This is a genomic window from Geminisphaera colitermitum TAV2, assembly GCF_000171235.2.
GTDB lineage: Bacteria > Verrucomicrobiota > Verrucomicrobiia > Opitutales > Opitutaceae > Geminisphaera > Geminisphaera colitermitum.
This window is the reverse complement of the sequence record NZ_ABEA03000019.1, coordinates 17,818-32,621: the sequence shown is the minus strand read 5'-3', so window position 1 is coordinate 32,621 and position 14,804 is coordinate 17,818. Positions and strand designations below refer to the sequence as shown.

At 63.7% G+C, this 14,804-nt stretch carries 24 protein-coding genes and 1 pseudogene; 4 read left to right on the top strand and 21 right to left on the bottom strand.

The genetic code is table 11. The features are described from left to right. Positions 1-3 precede the first annotated feature (3 nt). The 21 genes from OBACDRAFT_RS27410 to OBACDRAFT_RS02825 all read right to left on the bottom strand — a co-directional run bounded on the left by OBACDRAFT_RS27410 (position 4) and on the right by OBACDRAFT_RS02825 (position 12,487). Positions 4-1,587 (bottom strand): hypothetical protein, encoded by a 1,584-nt coding sequence (locus OBACDRAFT_RS27410; protein ID WP_043582614.1) that lies wholly within the window; start codon positions 1,585-1,587, stop codon positions 4-6. 10 nt (positions 1,588-1,597) lie between these two features. Continuing rightward, on the bottom strand, positions 1,598-2,260 hold the full coding sequence (locus OBACDRAFT_RS02915; protein WP_043582613.1) for a hypothetical protein: 663 nt from the start codon (positions 2,258-2,260) through the stop codon (positions 1,598-1,600). Positions 2,261-2,284: 24 nt separating this feature from the next. After that, the gene (locus OBACDRAFT_RS02910; protein WP_043582612.1) at positions 2,285-2,545 is read right to left on the bottom strand and encodes a hypothetical protein; all 261 of its coding nucleotides are present in this window, start codon (positions 2,543-2,545) and stop codon (positions 2,285-2,287) included. A gap of 40 nt (positions 2,546-2,585) precedes the next feature. Further along, on the bottom strand, positions 2,586-2,978 hold the full coding sequence (locus OBACDRAFT_RS02905; protein WP_043582611.1) for a hypothetical protein: 393 nt from the start codon (positions 2,976-2,978) through the stop codon (positions 2,586-2,588). A 202-nt stretch (positions 2,979-3,180) separates the two neighbouring features. Continuing rightward, positions 3,181-3,384, bottom strand: a complete 204-nt coding sequence (locus OBACDRAFT_RS02900) for a hypothetical protein (protein ID WP_157836890.1) — start codon at positions 3,382-3,384, stop codon at positions 3,181-3,183. Positions 3,385-3,389: 5 nt separating this feature from the next. Next, the gene (locus OBACDRAFT_RS02895; RefSeq protein ID WP_232766590.1) at positions 3,390-3,839 is read right to left on the bottom strand and encodes a hypothetical protein; all 450 of its coding nucleotides are present in this window, start codon (positions 3,837-3,839) and stop codon (positions 3,390-3,392) included. After that, positions 3,836-4,039: a hypothetical protein gene (locus OBACDRAFT_RS02890; RefSeq protein WP_043582609.1), complete on the bottom strand. Its 204-nt coding sequence runs from the start codon at positions 4,037-4,039 to the stop codon at positions 3,836-3,838. Before OBACDRAFT_RS02890 ends, OBACDRAFT_RS02895 begins: the two co-directional genes overlap by 4 nt. Then, positions 4,036-4,764, bottom strand: a complete 729-nt coding sequence (locus OBACDRAFT_RS02885; protein WP_043582608.1) for a Pam3-gp28 family putative phage holin — start codon at positions 4,762-4,764, stop codon at positions 4,036-4,038. The genes OBACDRAFT_RS02890 and OBACDRAFT_RS02885 overlap by 4 nt, the downstream gene beginning before the upstream one ends. 71 nt (positions 4,765-4,835) lie before the next feature. Next, positions 4,836-5,327, bottom strand: coding sequence for a hypothetical protein (locus OBACDRAFT_RS02880; RefSeq protein ID WP_043582607.1), 492 nt, complete (start codon positions 5,325-5,327; stop codon positions 4,836-4,838). 155 nt (positions 5,328-5,482) lie between these two features. Then, on the bottom strand, positions 5,483-5,785 hold the full coding sequence (locus OBACDRAFT_RS02875; RefSeq protein ID WP_043582606.1) for a MerR family transcriptional regulator: 303 nt from the start codon (positions 5,783-5,785) through the stop codon (positions 5,483-5,485). Further along, the gene (locus OBACDRAFT_RS02870) at positions 5,766-6,194 is read right to left on the bottom strand and encodes a hypothetical protein (protein WP_043582605.1); all 429 of its coding nucleotides are present in this window, start codon (positions 6,192-6,194) and stop codon (positions 5,766-5,768) included. The genes OBACDRAFT_RS02875 and OBACDRAFT_RS02870 overlap by 20 nt, the downstream gene beginning before the upstream one ends. Further along, positions 6,191-6,562 carry a hypothetical protein gene (locus OBACDRAFT_RS02865; protein WP_043582604.1) on the bottom strand — a complete coding sequence of 124 codons (372 nt, stop codon included), beginning with the start codon at positions 6,560-6,562 and terminating at the stop codon, positions 6,191-6,193. The genes OBACDRAFT_RS02870 and OBACDRAFT_RS02865 overlap by 4 nt, the downstream gene beginning before the upstream one ends. Beyond that, the gene (locus tag OBACDRAFT_RS02860; protein ID WP_157836888.1) at positions 6,562-6,822 is read right to left on the bottom strand and encodes a hypothetical protein; all 261 of its coding nucleotides are present in this window, start codon (positions 6,820-6,822) and stop codon (positions 6,562-6,564) included. Before OBACDRAFT_RS02860 ends, OBACDRAFT_RS02865 begins: the two co-directional genes overlap by 1 nt. Positions 6,823-6,827: 5 nt before the next feature. Further along, positions 6,828-7,166: a hypothetical protein gene (locus tag OBACDRAFT_RS02855; RefSeq protein WP_043582602.1), complete on the bottom strand. Its 339-nt coding sequence runs from the start codon at positions 7,164-7,166 to the stop codon at positions 6,828-6,830. Between the two features lie 38 nt (positions 7,167-7,204). After that, positions 7,205-8,236: an AAA family ATPase gene (locus OBACDRAFT_RS02850; protein ID WP_043582601.1), complete on the bottom strand. Its 1,032-nt coding sequence runs from the start codon at positions 8,234-8,236 to the stop codon at positions 7,205-7,207. 76 nt (positions 8,237-8,312) lie between these two features. Then, complete coding sequence (locus tag OBACDRAFT_RS02845) at positions 8,313-10,280, bottom strand: helix-turn-helix domain-containing protein (RefSeq protein WP_043582600.1); 1,968 nt, start codon at positions 10,278-10,280, stop codon at positions 8,313-8,315. 8 nt (positions 10,281-10,288) lie between these two features. Further along, the gene (locus OBACDRAFT_RS02840) at positions 10,289-10,954 is read right to left on the bottom strand and encodes a DUF2786 domain-containing protein (RefSeq protein ID WP_043582599.1); all 666 of its coding nucleotides are present in this window, start codon (positions 10,952-10,954) and stop codon (positions 10,289-10,291) included. Further along, the gene (locus tag OBACDRAFT_RS02835) at positions 10,951-11,814 is read right to left on the bottom strand and encodes a hypothetical protein (RefSeq protein WP_043582598.1); all 864 of its coding nucleotides are present in this window, start codon (positions 11,812-11,814) and stop codon (positions 10,951-10,953) included. Before OBACDRAFT_RS02835 ends, OBACDRAFT_RS02840 begins: the two co-directional genes overlap by 4 nt. A 108-nt stretch (positions 11,815-11,922) precedes the next feature. Further along, complete coding sequence (locus OBACDRAFT_RS27825) at positions 11,923-12,066, bottom strand: hypothetical protein (protein ID WP_157836887.1); 144 nt, start codon at positions 12,064-12,066, stop codon at positions 11,923-11,925. Further along, positions 12,063-12,311 carry a hypothetical protein gene (locus OBACDRAFT_RS02830; protein ID WP_043582597.1) on the bottom strand — a complete coding sequence of 83 codons (249 nt, stop codon included), beginning with the start codon at positions 12,309-12,311 and terminating at the stop codon, positions 12,063-12,065. The genes OBACDRAFT_RS27825 and OBACDRAFT_RS02830 overlap by 4 nt, the downstream gene beginning before the upstream one ends. Continuing rightward, a complete protein-coding gene (locus OBACDRAFT_RS02825) occupies positions 12,308-12,487 on the bottom strand; it encodes a ribbon-helix-helix protein, CopG family (protein ID WP_043582596.1) in 180 nt (59 codons plus the stop codon). The genes OBACDRAFT_RS02830 and OBACDRAFT_RS02825 overlap by 4 nt, the downstream gene beginning before the upstream one ends. An 88-nt stretch (positions 12,488-12,575) precedes the next feature. Here OBACDRAFT_RS02825 and OBACDRAFT_RS27820 point away from each other — a divergent pair, with 88 nt between their 5' ends. The 4 genes and pseudogenes from OBACDRAFT_RS27820 to OBACDRAFT_RS02810 all read left to right on the top strand — a co-directional run. Then, a complete protein-coding gene (locus tag OBACDRAFT_RS27820) occupies positions 12,576-12,899 on the top strand; it encodes a hypothetical protein (RefSeq protein WP_157836886.1) in 324 nt (107 codons plus the stop codon). A gap of 62 nt (positions 12,900-12,961) precedes the next feature. Then, complete coding sequence (locus OBACDRAFT_RS02820) at positions 12,962-13,465, top strand: DUF4177 domain-containing protein (RefSeq protein WP_043582595.1); 504 nt, start codon at positions 12,962-12,964, stop codon at positions 13,463-13,465. Between the two features lie 57 nt (positions 13,466-13,522). Further along, positions 13,523-13,834 carry a hypothetical protein gene (locus OBACDRAFT_RS02815; protein WP_043582594.1) on the top strand — a complete coding sequence of 104 codons (312 nt, stop codon included), beginning with the start codon at positions 13,523-13,525 and terminating at the stop codon, positions 13,832-13,834. Between the two features lie 146 nt (positions 13,835-13,980). Then, a pseudogene (locus tag OBACDRAFT_RS02810) lies at positions 13,981-14,703 on the top strand (DNA adenine methylase); the annotation flags it as partial. Between the last annotated feature and the right edge of the window lie 101 nt (positions 14,704-14,804).

Sequence of the window (14,804 nt, the reverse complement as noted above, 5' to 3'; positions counted from 1 at the left end):
TTTTTATGCCGAGCCTCCTTCACGGCGGCTGGCCAGAGCGCGGGAAACGCGCCCGGCCGTGCCGGTTTCGACGGGAATGAAATTAGTCTGGGGACCGGAGGGGACGATGAGGCCGTGGCGGGCGAGGCGATTGGAGTCGAATGAGTCGGCGTGACAGCCATCGGAGGCGACAGTCGCGACGTATAGCCCGCGCTCTTTGCGGACAAGTCGGTGATCGTCGAAGAGCCAGCGGGAGGCGGCCAGGGCAACACGTCCGTCGTCCAGATCATTTACGTATCCGTCCGATAGATACTGTTTCATGGTGAAGCTCTGGCCCTGATGAATGATGCGCTCGCTGCCGATGATCAGTTCGATGCGGATCAGGTGCCGCAAGGCGGCCTGGAGCATGAGTGCCCAATAGCGTTCGCTCGTCGCGTCGATGCACAAGGCGCGGGGGGCGCGGCCAAGCCGGGCGGAGATGACCTTGACGATCATCTCGATGCGGGCGTTGGCGATGGCCGGGTCTTTGGTCTTCCAGCGCCAGACGAGGCGATTGGCGATGGCGGAAGTTTCGTGCTGCGCGACGGTGAGGGAGGTGGGGTTGCTCTTTTCTCCCTCGGTGGTGCCGAGGTCGAGGCCGAGCGCGGTGTCGAGGCCGGGCCGGAGATGCTCGATCCAGTCGGCCGGCGGCTCCTCGCCGTCATCCACGGCGGTGCAGGTGGGCGAGAGGGGGTGGCTCTGGGCGCGTTCCAGGGCGAGGCGGGAGCAGGCCGCGGTGCCGGAGGCGGAAAAGTTGAGCCCCATGTTGCGATCCCAGGACTCGCGATCGAGGGAGAGGCGGCGGTCCTCCTCGGCGGACAGGACTGCGCCGGTCTTGGGGTGGTAGAGCTTCGCGCCGGCCGCGATGCCGTCATGAACATCCACGCGATGGATCGTGAGGCCGGCCGTCGACTCATACCAATGCCCGGCGGGGTTGACATCGAAGGTCATGCCCGGCGGAGGGAGGAGGAGTTCGTGCGAAAAGTGGTTGTCGTCGATCGGCGGGGTCGTCGCCAGGAGGCACGTAAACGAAGGATCGGACGACATGATGTAGATCATGGCATCCCAGACGCCGCGGAAGTCGGCGATCAGGCCGCACTCGTCGATCATAACGGAGCCGGTAAAACCGCGGGCGGTAGCAGGGTTGGGCGCGATGACCTGCGTGCGGGAGTAAACCGTGTCGTCGTGCCAGAGCTTTACGACCATGCGCCGGCTCTCGAAGGCGGCGGCGAAGTCGTCGTCGGTGCCGTCGGCGAGCACGTCGCGGCCGTGGGCGTCCTCGGCGACGATCGGGTTTTTCTGCTGCGACTGGACGTGGCGGAGAATCTCGCGGAAGAGGTGGGCTTCTTTCTCGATGACTTCATGGCCGACGAGGAGGGAGGCAGAGGCGAAGGTGATGAGGCGGCCAGGGTGAGCGGCCATTTCGCGCAGGGCACGCAGGGCTAGCGTGGTGGTCTTGCCGCTCTGCCGGCGCCAGAGGGCAAGCATCATGCGCAGGTCGCGGCGCTGCATGAGGACGCGGGAATAATCGCGCAGGCGGAAAAGTGGTTTGACGGGGGGAGGTGTCATGGCGGCGTGACTACATGGAGTCGATGGTGTCAACGACGGCCTGCATCATGCGCTGGCGGCCTTCTGCGCTGCCGGTTTTTTGCGCGATCGCCTTTTTCAAAGCGTCGATTTGCTCGCGCAGTTTGCTTTTCACGAGGTCGCGGGTCTGGCGCATCGTGGCGATCTGCTCGTCGCGGAGCTTGAGATCAGCGGCGAGTTTTTCCGCCTGCTGGGCGAGGGCCTTGCGTTCGTTCTCGCTGCGGGCGAGGCCGGCGAGGGTCTTGACGACCTGCAAAAACTGGCCGGGCTTCTCGATCAGCGCGGCCTTGAGCATGCCGACATCGAAGGTCTCCAGGACTTCGGTGAGCATGTCGGCCGCCTGCAACTGCGCGGCCTCGGTGATCGACGCGCCGCCGGCTGCGGCCTCGCGGGTGAGTTGCCGGGCGGCCGCGGCACGTTCGCGGATGGCGGCGGCCGTTGACCGGCGCGCCTGCCAGCGGGCGAACCAGCCCTGACGGAAATCCGTGATGTTCTGGTCGGTGAGCGGCAATGCCTTCGCGTTGAAGGCGTGCTCCTCCACCCAATTCGCCAGCGCACGCGCGGAATCGCCGGCGTCCATCCGCTCGCAGAATTTCTCCAGGAGCTTCAGGTCGCCGCCAAGGGCACGGTAAATCTTGGATTGGTGCAGGGCCATCGTTTGAGGGGGGGGGGGGGGAGGTTAATTCTCGCCGCTCTCGAAGGTGGCGCGGCCTTCGGAGGTGACGCGGTAGCGTTCGGGCTTGAAGAGGTCGCCGGGGACGCGTTGCGCGAGGTTGTGGCGAGTGAGGGCGGTGAGCGCGGTCAGGAGTTCGACCTTGGTGAGGCTTTCGTCGTTGGCGCGGAGGGCGGAAAAAAGCTGATCAAAGGTCAGCGTGCCGGGGTGCTGGGCGATCAGGAGGCGGAGGATTTCCCAGCGGAGTTCGCGTGATGTGCCGTTCATTGGTATTCGGGTTTCGGTTACGGGTTGCGGGTGGAAAAGGTCAGGGGGTGATTTTGCGGTTGATGTTTTCGACGACGGCGGCGGTGGCCTTTGATTCGGCGGTGAGGGTGCGTAGGAGGTCGAAAATTTGCCGGTTGTCCTCCCTCTGCTCAGCGCGGTTTTTCTCGATGGCGTCCATGAGTTCCACGCGCTGTTCGGCCAGCTTGCGCTCCAGTTCCAGACGGAGCTTGTTCTGTTCGGCAAAAAGCAGATTGACCGCTTTCTTGGACGCGAACTCCTTGGCGAACCGGATGTCCACCGGCTGATCAAGCTCCGTCTTGCGCGGTTTGCGGAAGTGGCTCCAGATATAGAGACCGGCGAAGAGGAACGCGAGCGCGGCCCAGAGCCAGTTGGCAAGGAAGTCGGACGAGGGAGTCGGAAGGTTGACGGGCATGTGGTGGCAAATGGTGTTTTTCAGACTGACGGAAATTTGCTCGCCGGCCCGGAAAGGAGGATCGGGCCGGGGAGGTTATGCGGTGCCTGTTGTGTTCGCCGGCTTTCGCCGGAGGTGGATTCCGCGCCCGCCGTAGTGCCCCAATGAATACCCCTATTCTTAACACGGGCGGACGCGGAAAAGTGTGTGTGTGGGCGGGGGGTCACGTGCAAAGGGTGTAGATGAGCCAGCCGAGCCAGACGCCGGCGGTGACGAGGATGGCGGCGACGAGGCCCAGCCAAAAGGCGACGGAGGCGGCCAGCCGCTCCTCCCCGGAGGTGCCGACCGGACGGCACAGGAGCCAGAGGACAAACAGGCACGCCAAAACGGAGACGATGATCGGGTATATGCCAGTGACTGAGGACACGGGGTTCATTGCGCGGGCGCCCTCCCCATGCGTATCCATGAAAACATGACTATGGCTTTTTCCATCGCTTCGCGGCTGGCGAGGTAGGTGCCGTCGGTGCGGGCGACGACGCCGTGGTCGGCGGCGAGCGCCGGGCGCCACTCCGCACCGTGGCGGGCGATGGCGAGGTTGTAACGCTCCCTCCAGCGGGGCGTGACTACGAAGCCGGCGTCGGTGATGGCGAGGACGCCACTGGTCTGCGCGTCGCCGTCGTAGGAGGCGCGGGCGGGCGTGACGGGCGTGGGGGTGATGGTGCTGGTGCAGGCCGGCTGACTGAGCATGAGAGCCAGCAGGGCGAAGTGGATCACGCAGAGGCGCAGAGCCGCAGAGGAAAAGAGGCGGGGACAATTCCATCGTTTTGTCTTCTCCGCGCCTCCGCGTCTCCGCGTGAGAAAATCTGTCAGTTCGTTTTTCATTCGGCGTTGGCTTTCTGGATTTTTTTCAGATCGCCGCTGGCGACAGTCTTGGCGGCGTCAGCCTTGATGCTCTGATCGGTCTTGGCCTCGGCGTTGGCCTGCATCTTCTGACTGTTTTTCAGGCGCAATTTTTCGAGCGACCAGTCGATGCCCGCCTTGATTGCGTCGGCTACTTTTCCAATGACAGCGGTGATACTCATTGTTCGTCGGAGGTTTCGGGTTGAGTGGTGAGGTGGAGAACAATCCCCGCGTCGATGCCCTCCGTGAGCGCGACCACGAGGCACTGCACATGCTCGCTCGTCGGGATCAGCACGGGGTTGCCCGTATTTTTCGCGTAGAGTTCCCACGCATCAATGAGCACGGAGGCGATGAGCGCGGTGTCGGCTTCGCTCAATTCCGGCGCAATAACGTTGATGGTTTTCGTGAGAGTATCCGAAGTAGGGATACCAGAGAACAAAGCGGCGAGGCTGTCCGTGACAGCGTCAATGCTGTCCACGTAACCGGGATGCTTGTCGAGGATGGCGACCACTGCATACTTGGCCCCGCTCCGTGCGAGATGATGAATGGTGTCCCAGTCGGCCTGCTTCCCGGAAGTGACGGCACCAGCGTCATCCGTCATGGTGACACTGGTGCAACCGGGAAGCAGGCACATCATTGTAGGGACAAGGAAAAACAGGATGAGCAGATTGCCAGGCGGCATCCCGATCGTGTGGTGCGCGGGATCGGCCTGCGCAGCAGCCTGCGCGGCCGCAGCGGACTTGGCGCGCTGGCGGCTCCAGATCGTCCAGACGACGCCGAGGAGCGTGACGAGCGCGCCGGCGCCGGTGGCAACTTCCTCCGATGAGGCGACGCCGGCGCTGGTGAGCGCGGTGCCGCCGTAGGTGAGGACTTGCCGGAGCAATTTAAGGAAGAGGTCTTTGTTCATGATGCGGTGGGCGGAATTTTTGGACTTTGGGTTTTGGTTGCTTGGGCTTTGGGATTTACCGGCGCAGCCGGTTACGGGATGGGGACGATGGGGGAGAGGGTGCCCGCCCGCGGAATGCTGTCATTGTTGGTCGGATACACTCGTGCGACTGAGTGCTTCAACGGAGCCGCGAGCGGGAGATTGGGAGTGAGGCGTGTGCGGAGGGCTTCGACGCGGTCCCGGAATTTGCGGTCGTAGCGGTGCCAGTCCTGCGCCTTGCGCATGATCGAATAGACGGCCTCCCTGGAGAGGCCGAAGAGCGGGGCGAGCCGGGAGGCGATGGCTGTGGAGGGGGTGGCGTGGGGGAATAGCGACAGGGTGGACGGCCAGCCGAGACTGAGCGCCAGCCAGCACACGGCAGCCCGCGCATCGCAGTGCGCCCGATCGGAGCTGCGCTCGCAAATCCATGCGATGTCGTGACCGGCATCCTGCGCGACCTCGGACATGATCTGATGCAGCCAGACCTTTGTGTCCAAGACACCGGCAACGGGTGCGTCTATCTGTTCCTCTTTTGGCGTTGGCATAACGCCGAGCAGTCTAAACAAAAAAAGAGAGACACGCATTCGCGTGTCTCTCGTCTTTCGCAACTTTCGCGTAATTATTTTTCGGCTACAGTGAAAACGGCGGCGGTGATTTCTCTTTCCTGGAATATGCGGATCATGGTGTATCGGGTATCTGGTTACTTGTCACTGGTGTCGCGGAGGCGGGCGGCCTCGCTGGCGAGGATGAAGATGCTCTTGGGGCCGCGGCGCTCCCATCTGTCGGCAGGAATGATGCCGGAATCGATCCAGCCGTAGATGGTGCGCACGTTAAAACCGAGGATGCGGGCAAGATGCCCGGGGCGAATCCATCCCGTCGGCGCACCATCCGGGACGACGCGGAAGGTGGCGTTGCCCTGTGCATCGACACCGGTGCGCTCCACCCGCGAAAACGCGAAGAGCGTCATCTGGTCGGGATCGTCTTTACGGGGTCGTTTGAGCATGGCCTTTGGCCTCTTTTTCCGCGGCCCAGCGGTCGGTCTTTTCGCGAACCTCGCGGGTGATGGTCGGGGGCGCGGGCGGGTCGCACGCCAGCGGGTGCCACTGTCCCCAGCGCCAGACTTCGATCGCATAGGGGACGTAGATCGTGTGGAACAGCAGGCCGGGTTTTATTGTCGATCCATCGTTGGCCTGGGCGAGGGCGGACGCCACGGCATCGGACGCGCAGATCGCCTCCACCGCTGCCTCGCGGAATGCCTGCATGGCGAGACGCACGCGGTAACGACGCGGCTCCGGCGGGTCTTCGGGGTCGGCGGCGGATGCCAGGCGGGCGACGTGCGCCGCCGACGCGAGGCGTTGTGCGCGTGCTGCGGGGTCGTCGGGATCGGCGAGGAGCTGGCCGATGGGCTTCATGCGGCGGACTCCTGATTGCCGACGGGCGAGGGGGGGGAAACACTGACCCGCTCGACGTTCACGTCCAACTGTCGTGCGAACAGTTTTGCCCATGGGGAATCTTGGATGAACCAGTCGCCGGTGATCGACGTTTTGTCCATGATGTAATGGTTGACGCGAAGGGTGCGGGCCGCGGCGCGGAGGGCGTCGCGGTGCGCGTGCGCGCCACCGTATGTGGTCGGGTCAACAGGTGGCAGGGCACAGGGGACATGAGTGTCCACCGAATGCCCCGTCCTCACGATGTGCATCCATGCACGCTTGGTGGGCAGTCCGTTGATTTTGACGATCCAGCGCACGCGGGGACGGGCTTTGCGTATCTTATTTTTCACTACACGCCTCCTTCCGTGAAGTCGGGGTTCGCTTCCAGCTTAAGGGAGAGGGTGAAGATGACGGGGCCGACCGTGGAGCGGACATTGCCCGCCATGCTGCCTTTGAAGCGCATCGACTTGGCCAGTTCATGGGCAAGCTTTATGACAACGAGATCGCAGGGGTGCGTGACATCGATGTTTTTGAGTTCCTCCAGTGAGGAGAAATGTTGTTCAATGTAGGTGTGCCGCTGCGGGGGCGGGGTGTGGTCGGAGGGTGCCATGATTATCAAGACCCTCCTTTCATGGCGGCTTGAAGGTCGAAGAATTTCCCCAGCGTGCGCTGGAGCTCGACGCGGAAGGTGAGCGTGGAGTCATCGGGGTTACGCACGCCGGCGTTGGCTTTATAGAGACGCACGTCCTGTGCGACGGAGATGAGCTGGCCCTGATCGCCGGCGCGGGCGTGGACAAGGTCGGCGCAGCCAAGGCGGATGCGCGCCTGGAGCGCGTCGCGGAAGGCGACATCAGAGCCGCGGGGGAAGTCGATCTCGCAGGCGGCTTCGTAGAGTTGGACAAGCTGCGCCCTCATTTTGTGGGCGAGATCTTCGGTGGTTGTGGGCTTTTTCATCGGGAAAAGTAGCGGGTAGTTAGTAGTTGGATACGTGGTTAGCGGCGGGCGACTTCGGGGCGTCCGTCCTTGGTGAGCAGGGCGAAGGCGGCGATGATGGCGTCGGCGGTGAGGTCGCGGTCGGACGCCTCGGCGTCGCCGCGGGCGACTTCGATGGTGTCGGCCAGGATGCGCAGGCCGTAGGTGCGGTTTACTCGGGGACCGAGCGTGGCGGCGAGGTCGTGGCGGGTGGCCTCGTCAAATTCCGGGACGACCGCGTCGAGGTAGCCGAGGATGTCCCCGGAGCCGAGGCCTTCTCGCCAGTCCTGTCGGAGAGGACGCAGGGTGCGGCCGAGGAGCTGCTGCGCCTCGATCATCTCATCGGTGCGTCCGGCGATGAGCTTGTCGTAGGCGGTCGGGATGGTGGCCACGATGACGCGGGCGCCGGGGGCCGCGTTGATGAGCGACTTGACGCTCTTCATGAGGAGCACGCCGCCCTCGTGGAACTCATCGAGCAGCAGCGTGGTGGGGCAGGCTTGGAGGTGCTCGATGATGCGACGCCAGGTGAGGCCGGCGTTTTTCTCGACGGTGACGCAGAGGGCCTCGGCGATGCCGGTGTTGATGGCGGTGCGGTTGTCGCACCAGTTCTTGTCGACGATGGCCAGGGCGGTGTCGGCGGGCGAGAGGCGGCGCAGGTGGCGCAAGGCCACGCTCTTGCCGGTGCCGGGGGTGCCGATCAGCCAGCCGACGCGGCGGTCAGTGGTGGTGCCCTGGAGCCGCTCGAAGGTGCGCACGGCATGGCGGACGAAGGGCAGGTCGTAAACCGTCTCCTGCATCTCCGTGCCGTCGATGCGGGCGACGAGGCGGCGGAGGCGGGACGTCCATTTCTCGTAGTTGCGGGGGGTGAGGCGGTCCGGGGCGCGGCGTTTGAGCGTGCGCACCCAGGAGTCGACGGTGAGCAACTGGTCCTTGTAGCGGTTGACGAACGCCTCGTCGCTGAGCTTGAGGTTCGTCTGGTGGCAGTCGATGCGCGTGATCAGCCGGTCGAGTTCGGCCGGGATGGCGTTGGTTTTTTCGGTGTCGGTATTCATCGGGTTTGTATTTTATTTTTGGATATGCCCGGTTTCCGGCGGGCGGCGGCGCGCCGCGGAGTGCGGCGAAATTGGGTCAATCGTCGTAGAGGAAGGAGCGCAGGCTCTCCGCGACCTCGGCGCGGGGCGCCGGCAGGGGCGCCGCGGGGGCGGTGCGCGTGATGCGCACGGGGGATGTGAGTGGCGCGGGCGTCTCGCCCGCTTCGGGTGCTGATGCGGGCGGGACGCCCGCGCCACGGGAAGGAGGGAGGGGGGGGAGGGGCGTGACGCGCTCGACGCCGGCGAGGACTTCCTCCGCCCATGCCTCGCGGTCGATGCGCACGCCGTTGCCGCGCCCGTCGTGGTGTTCGTCCACGCGCATCCGGCGCGCCTTTGCCAGGCTGACAAAGCCGTAGCGCGACCAGCGGAGGTATTCGCGCTGCTCGCGCGCCTGCTCGAAGTGACCGCGCCCGCGCCGGCCGCTCAGGTCGAGGACGGGGGCCTCGCCGATCAGGCGGGTAAACCCCAGAAAATCCCCCGGCTGCACGAGGCTTTTCAACTGGCCGGGCGTCCACCCGTTCATCGCCACGGCTTCGGGGGAGCACTCCGCGAGGATGTGGCGGGGGAGCTGGCGGGTGCCGCTCTGGCGGCTGAAGAGCGCGGCGCGGGAGGGATCGGCGGCGGCCCAGCGCACCTCCACGTTGTGACCGCGCAGGGCGGCATGGAGTTGCGGCTGGCTGTAGAGCCAGCCGGAGGCGGTGAACCGGTCGCAGCGGCACACGATGTCGTTGCTGTCGATGCAGCATTCGGAGCGGCCGGGTTTGAGGCGCCAGCGTTCGATCTCCGTGAGCTGGCGCAGGGGCGCGGCATCGGCCATCTCCTGTTCCCAGACGGCCTCCGGGGAGCGGCCGGCGAGGGCGGCGCGGGGTCCGTGGGGACGGGCGTTATACGCCACCATCTCCTGCTCCACGAAGCGCACCATCTCCTCCATCGTAAGCACACCGACGGCGCGGGGGTCGAGGATGCCGGCGCGGAGCTGGCGCCATAGTTTTTTAGCGGCCTCATGCTCGCCGCGTTGGCGCCCGAGGTCATGGTTGGTGAGTTTCATGAAGCCGGCGGTGTAGAGGCCGGCGGCTTCCCTCCCGCGCTGGAGCAGCACCAGCCCCGCGGCCATGTGCGCCTGGAGCTCGTTGAACGCGGCTTCGATGCGCTTGCCGCGGGCGGTGGAGGCCACGGTGTGCGGCAGGTCGATGGCGGCGATGGTCGCCTTTATCAGATCGCTGACCCATGCGCCGTGTTCGGTGTAGATGCCCAGGCGGGGCAGGCCGTAGTCCTCGAACATCCCCGCCATGCTCCAGAGGATGTCGTAGCCGGCGTAGGCGTCGTTCTTGCGGGTGACGATGGCGAAGCCGAGGAAGCGGCGGCTGCGCATGTCGAAAAAGGCGATGAGCTGGGCGCGGCTCACGCGCCAGCCCCAGCGGGCCGCGGAGCGTTCGGCGGGGTCGTCGCAGGGCAGGCAGAAGGGGATGTTGAGGTGCATGTCGTCCATCGTCCACAGGTCGCCGGCCACGAGGGCGACCTCCCGCCCGTCGGGCATGATCACGGTGTCACGGCGCCGGCCGGCCACGGCGCGGAGGGCGGCGCTCTTGCGGCCTTGTTTGTGATACCATGCGTCGGGGTTGAGCAGCGCGGTGACGCGGGCCTTGAGCGAAGCGGGGATGCGGCGGGCGGTGATGCGTTCCGCCAACTCGTCCGGGCAGCGTTCGCGGGCGTGGTGCATGAGCCACTTCTCGAAGGCCAGATCGGTGCGGTAGCGCCCGGCCAGGCCGAGCCCGGTGGGCGTCGCCGCGATCGTCAACTGGCGCAGCAGCTCCACGTCGTCGTCAGCCAGTTCCTCGCCCGTAAACACCGGCGGGCGCCCGATCCGCGCCGCGCTCGCATCCGGCGCCGGGCCGGCGAGCACGCGGTCCACCGTGGCCGCGGAGCAGCCGAGGCGGAGGGCGGCCTCGCGGCGGGAGAGGCCGTCGGAAAGGAGGGTTTCGATCTGCGCGGCGGTGGGTGTCATGGCGAAAGTCAGGTGGTGGCGTCGGGCAGCGGTGCAGGCGCGGCTCCGGTTGTGATGGGCGTATGGATACGCACGCGCTGGCCGGCGCGCATCCCGGCCCAGAAGGCGGCGGGCATCCGGGGCGCGGGGCAATCCTCCGGCTCGTCGTCGGCCGTCGCCAACGCCTCCGGCACTTCCGGGGCCGGCGCGTGGCAGGCGCGCTCGTAGGTGAGCGCCGACCAGAGCCCGGCGCCGAGGCCGTCGATGTAGGCGGAGCGGTCCCGGTTGCGGCCCCGAAAATAGGTCCACAACCACGCAAAATGCGGGTGCAGGAAGCCGAACACGTATTCAGAAAAATCCACGTCGGCCGGCGCGCCGGTGAGGTGGCACGACCAGAGGGTGCGCTCCCGCCGAGCGAACGGATCGCTGCGCGCATCCAGGCGCACGGAGACGCCGTAAAACTCGGTGACGATGGCGGCGGCCTGCCGGTGCTCGTCGCGCCATGCCGCGCCCTCCCATACCTTGCGCTCGATCAGCGAGCCGGCGGCGGCCTGCCCGCGGATCGCGTCGAGATCCTCGCCCTCCGCCCGGCACAGGCGCCATGCTTTTTCCAAGGCAACAGCGGCCTCGCCAGGCGTGCCGCGATCGGCCAGCGCCAGCAGTTTATCGAGCTTCTCGCGCAGGGCGGGGCTCATGAGCGGCCTCCCTTCCGGGCGGGCGCAAACGCCTCAAGATCGTCGAGGAACGCCTTCGGCATCGTGGAGCGCAACGCCACCCACAGTTGCACGAAATGCGCCCTGTCCTCGCGGGAGAATTTTTCCCAATGGGGGAACGAGGTCGCCAGCTTCCGGAGGCCAGCGTGGAAGTTGCCGAGGTGGTCCGTGTCGCCGCGGATGTCGCCCTTCTTGACGGAGCCGAAAACGCCGACGTAGGCGCGGGAGACCGACAGGGCCGGGTTCTCCTCCAGTTGCGCCAGCGCCATCTGCGCGCCCGGCGCCAGCTTCGCCATCGCCCGCTGTTCGTATTCGTCGCGCAGGGCCTTGTTGCCCTTGTTCTCGCGGCTGTGGAGGTTGATCTGCTCCCGCTTCGCCATCGTCTCCGCCAGCTTGCCGATCGACTGCTGCGTCGCCCGGTCCAGCGCCTCCCGGTCCATCTCCGCCAGGGCGCGGATTTGCTCGCGGTAACGGTCTGCCTTCGTCGGCTTCGCCGGCGTGGCGGCGGGGATTGCTTGACCCTTATCGGTCACATTTGTGACCGAATTTTGTTCATGCGAACTATCACGCGAGAGCCTCCGCGCCTCGGCCTCGCTGGCCTCTGGATGCTTCTCGGCGAAGATCGCGGCGGCGATCTGGTAGGTCGCCCATGTCTTGCTCTTGTGCCAACGCTCGTGGCAATAGACATCGAAGCTGTGATGCGTCTCCCGATAAAGGCGCTTATCGCGGATGGTTTTGAGGGCTGCGCCGATGGAGGTGAGGCCGCGCTCGATGTTGGCCTCGCAGCGGGTGAGCTGGTCGTGCTCCTCGCGGGTAAGTTCGGTTGAGGGTTTGGCGGGCATGGTTAGTTGAAAATGAGGTGGAGCAGGAAGAGGATGAGGAGGGTGTCGCCGTCGATGGCGTCGACCGCCCAGAGGAAGAAGAGGGCAATGGTAAACATGGGGGCGGGGTCAGAGCATGATGAGGATCACGGCGATGATCGCGGTGAGGAAGCCGGCTGCGAAGGCGTTGGCGAACGCCAGGGCCAGCGTGCGTCGGGGCAGCGTGATCGTCGGCGGATCATCGGGTAGGAGGAGCGGGCGCGGAGTGTTCATGATGCAGCTCCCATCGCCTGCTGCTCGGCAGTGAGTTGTGCCTGCAACCGCTCCTGTTGTTCCCGCACGCACTTGACGGCGGTCTCCATCACCGCTGCGAACGCCGTGGCATGGCAAGGCTGCCACTGAGCCCGTCCCTGCATCGCGCCTTGCAGGTAGTAGAGTGCCGATGCCGCCTCGTGTTCCGTGTAATTGCGAGTCACCGCGATTGCGGCATCCAGTCGTTGCTTCGGGGTCATGCTCATGCCGCCTCCTTCCGCAGCTTCTGGGGGGCGACGCGCTCCAGCTTTTCGCGGATCGCAGCACGAATGAATTTCGACATGTCGCTTTCACGGGCCTCTGCCGTCACCTTCACCTGCTTAACAAGAGGAATCGGCATCCAGAGTCCGATGTAGGTTTGGTTCGTTCGATTAGGTTTCATAACTATGTCGCGACATGTCGCGACATAGTTAAAGAGTTGTCAAGCGATCCCTTGAAGTTTTTTCATTTTGTTTAAACAATTTTAAACAATGAACAGCTACCGCCGTGCGTCTCAAAAATCAGTGGGGTTCTATGCCGACGAACAATTCGTTTCGCTCTTACGATCTCACTTGAAAAAAAAACGGGTAAACCAATCCCAATTCATCCGAGATGCCATTGCCGAGAAAATGGCTCGTGAAGGGGTCATAATTCCCGACGACCTTGTCTTGCCCCGCCCCCCTTATTCTGGGCCGAAAAAGGTAAAATTCTCCATCACGAATAACCATGGGATCGTGGCAGACAAAATTTCCGTCCCCCCCCAAAAATCAAAGTCCGTGGCTCCGTTGAAGCGATCCACGCCGAGAAAGTCGTGATCGAACACCTGCATATCCACCTTCATCTGTAACCAAAAATAAACTACAACCTCAACCTAACCATGAAAACCGGAGACGAAAAAACTCCCCCTGTTGCCCCAGTCTCTGTCCCTGCTGGACTGACAGGAGCCGATGCCGACATCTTCCAGATTTGTCAGGAAGATGGGCGGGCGGCTGCTATTCGGCACACAATGCAACTTTTCGGGATGAAGGAGGGCAAGGCGACAGAATATGTGGACCGCCTGACGCGCTATGCGACCGAGCGACCAGCTGACGGAGGAGGCATCACATCGCCAATAACAGCATCGAATGGGATAACCAAGGAGCAGGGAACTCTCCTCATTATTCTTCTCCTCATAGGCATCGGAGCATTATTTTTCCCTATGCTGAAGCCCGCTGAAAAGTGGGAGTATAGGATTGAGTCCCCAAGCGACTACAGATTCTCGGCCGCCATGAATGAATATGGGAAAGAGGGATGGGAGCTGGTATCTGCCAGACGTGCTTCGAGTGAGGGGAGCCTGAGTTATGAATGTATTTTCAAACGACGGAAGGGTTGGATCGAGTAATGCGATAAACCTCCACCCCTAACGGTCAGCAAACTGACCGAATTTCAGTCATACCAAATGCCCTCCCCCCGCAAGCGTCACCACAAGGACAACCTCCATCAGTTGCACCTGTTTCCGCGGGCTCGCGTGGAAAACATCGGAGAGGATGCGAAGGGGAATCCCATCATCCGCGTTGTCCCCGATAGCGAACTTGTCGTCTGGTTGCGCCCCAAGCAATTCGCCCACGCCCTCTCTATTGGAATGAGCACCGTTTATGACTGGCTACGGAGTGGTGTCATTCACCGTGACAAATGGGAGCGGCGCGGCCCCAAGGTCATTTACATTCAGGCTACCGAAGTTGATCGCCTCCGCGACACCGGCGATAAGTAAAGAAATTCCTGATACAAAAGCGGAGCGCCAATGCGCGCCCCACCTCGCTCCGTTAGAGTCGGCGCGTGAACACCAAACACGTACCAAACGACACCACGCCGGCGCCAGCCAAACCGCGCCCGGTCATCGCCTAGCCGGGCGGAAAAACGAGGCTGCTCAAGCACCTCTTGCCACTCATTCCAGAGCATCGCACTTACTGCGAGGTCTTCGGCGGCGGACTCGCAGTTTTCTGTGCCAAAGCCCGCTCCGAGGTGGAAGTCATCAACGATATCAACGGCACACTCATTGCCTTTTATCGGGTCGTAAAATACCACCTCCACACCCTGATCACGGAGATCGAAACCGTCCCCAATTCTCGTCGTGATTTCCATGATTACCTTACCCAGCCTGGCCTAACCGAAATCCAGCGAGTCGCCCGCTGGTATGTCTGCCAGCGGCTCTCTTTCGGCGGGCTTGGCCGCACCTTTGCCCCCACCCGCACACGCGGGGCATCTCTTCCGGAAAATCGCCTGACGGCCCTTCAATCTCTCTCCCGCCGCCTTGCCACCGTCACCATCGAAAACCTGGATTGGCAACGCTTCCTTGCTCTCTACGACTACCCCGAAGCCTTCCACTTTTTTGACCCTCCTTATTTTGATGCTGGAGGCTCCGCCTATGCGGGATGGAGTGAGGAACAGTTCGCCACCTTTGCCCATCACGTGCAGACACTGCGCGGATCGTGGCTCCTGACCTATCAGGATTGCCCGCAAGCCCGTGACCTGTTCAGCGGTTGCCGGATCATTCCGGTGTCGCGGCAAAACGGCATCGAAGGCCGTGCCGAAAAAAAGCGCAACGCCCGCTATCGTGAACTCGTGATCTTGCCCAAATAGGCCGGCATCGCGGCTCCCTCGCAAGCGTCTCGCGGATCGGCCGCGAGATGCCCGCGACCCTTGCTCCGCTGCCATGTCTGACCCTTTCCTGCGTTCTCCTC

Coding starts and splice junctions, on each gene's coding strand:
- OBACDRAFT_RS02885 (WP_043582608.1), bottom strand. CDS start 4,764: ATGAACAAAGACCTCTTCCTTAAATTGCTCCGGCAAGTCCTCACCTAC.
- OBACDRAFT_RS02845 (WP_043582600.1), bottom strand. CDS start 10,280: ATGACACCCACCGCCGCGCAGATCGAAACCCTCCTTTCCGACGGCCTC.
- OBACDRAFT_RS02830 (WP_043582597.1), bottom strand. CDS start 12,311: ATGAGCATGACCCCGAAGCAACGACTGGATGCCGCAATCGCGGTGACT.
- OBACDRAFT_RS02880 (WP_043582607.1), bottom strand. CDS start 5,327: ATGCCAACGCCAAAAGAGGAACAGATAGACGCACCCGTTGCCGGTGTC.
- OBACDRAFT_RS27820 (WP_157836886.1), top strand. CDS start 12,576: ATGAACAGCTACCGCCGTGCGTCTCAAAAATCAGTGGGGTTCTATGCC.
- OBACDRAFT_RS02860 (WP_157836888.1), bottom strand. CDS start 6,822: ATGGCACCCTCCGACCACACCCCGCCCCCGCAGCGGCACACCTACATT.
- OBACDRAFT_RS02815 (WP_043582594.1), top strand. CDS start 13,523: ATGCCCTCCCCCCGCAAGCGTCACCACAAGGACAACCTCCATCAGTTG.
- OBACDRAFT_RS02850 (WP_043582601.1), bottom strand. CDS start 8,236: ATGAATACCGACACCGAAAAAACCAACGCCATCCCGGCCGAACTCGAC.
- OBACDRAFT_RS02910 (WP_043582612.1), bottom strand. CDS start 2,545: ATGAACGGCACATCACGCGAACTCCGCTGGGAAATCCTCCGCCTCCTG.
- OBACDRAFT_RS02855 (WP_043582602.1), bottom strand. CDS start 7,166: ATGAAAAAGCCCACAACCACCGAAGATCTCGCCCACAAAATGAGGGCG.
- OBACDRAFT_RS27410 (WP_043582614.1), bottom strand. CDS start 1,587: ATGACACCTCCCCCCGTCAAACCACTTTTCCGCCTGCGCGATTATTCC.
- OBACDRAFT_RS02875 (WP_043582606.1), bottom strand. CDS start 5,785: ATGCTCAAACGACCCCGTAAAGACGATCCCGACCAGATGACGCTCTTC.
- OBACDRAFT_RS02825 (WP_043582596.1), bottom strand. CDS start 12,487: ATGAAACCTAATCGAACGAACCAAACCTACATCGGACTCTGGATGCCG.
- OBACDRAFT_RS02895 (WP_232766590.1), bottom strand. CDS start 3,839: ATGAAAAACGAACTGACAGATTTTCTCACGCGGAGACGCGGAGGCGCG.
- OBACDRAFT_RS02870 (WP_043582605.1), bottom strand. CDS start 6,194: ATGAAGCCCATCGGCCAGCTCCTCGCCGATCCCGACGACCCCGCAGCA.
- OBACDRAFT_RS02820 (WP_043582595.1), top strand. CDS start 12,962: ATGAAAACCGGAGACGAAAAAACTCCCCCTGTTGCCCCAGTCTCTGTC.
- OBACDRAFT_RS02835 (WP_043582598.1), bottom strand. CDS start 11,814: ATGCCCGCCAAACCCTCAACCGAACTTACCCGCGAGGAGCACGACCAG.
- OBACDRAFT_RS02915 (WP_043582613.1), bottom strand. CDS start 2,260: ATGGCCCTGCACCAATCCAAGATTTACCGTGCCCTTGGCGGCGACCTG.
- OBACDRAFT_RS02905 (WP_043582611.1), bottom strand. CDS start 2,978: ATGCCCGTCAACCTTCCGACTCCCTCGTCCGACTTCCTTGCCAACTGG.
- OBACDRAFT_RS02840 (WP_043582599.1), bottom strand. CDS start 10,954: ATGAGCCCCGCCCTGCGCGAGAAGCTCGATAAACTGCTGGCGCTGGCC.
- OBACDRAFT_RS27825 (WP_157836887.1), bottom strand. CDS start 12,066: ATGAACACTCCGCGCCCGCTCCTCCTACCCGATGATCCGCCGACGATC.
- OBACDRAFT_RS02890 (WP_043582609.1), bottom strand. CDS start 4,039: ATGAGTATCACCGCTGTCATTGGAAAAGTAGCCGACGCAATCAAGGCG.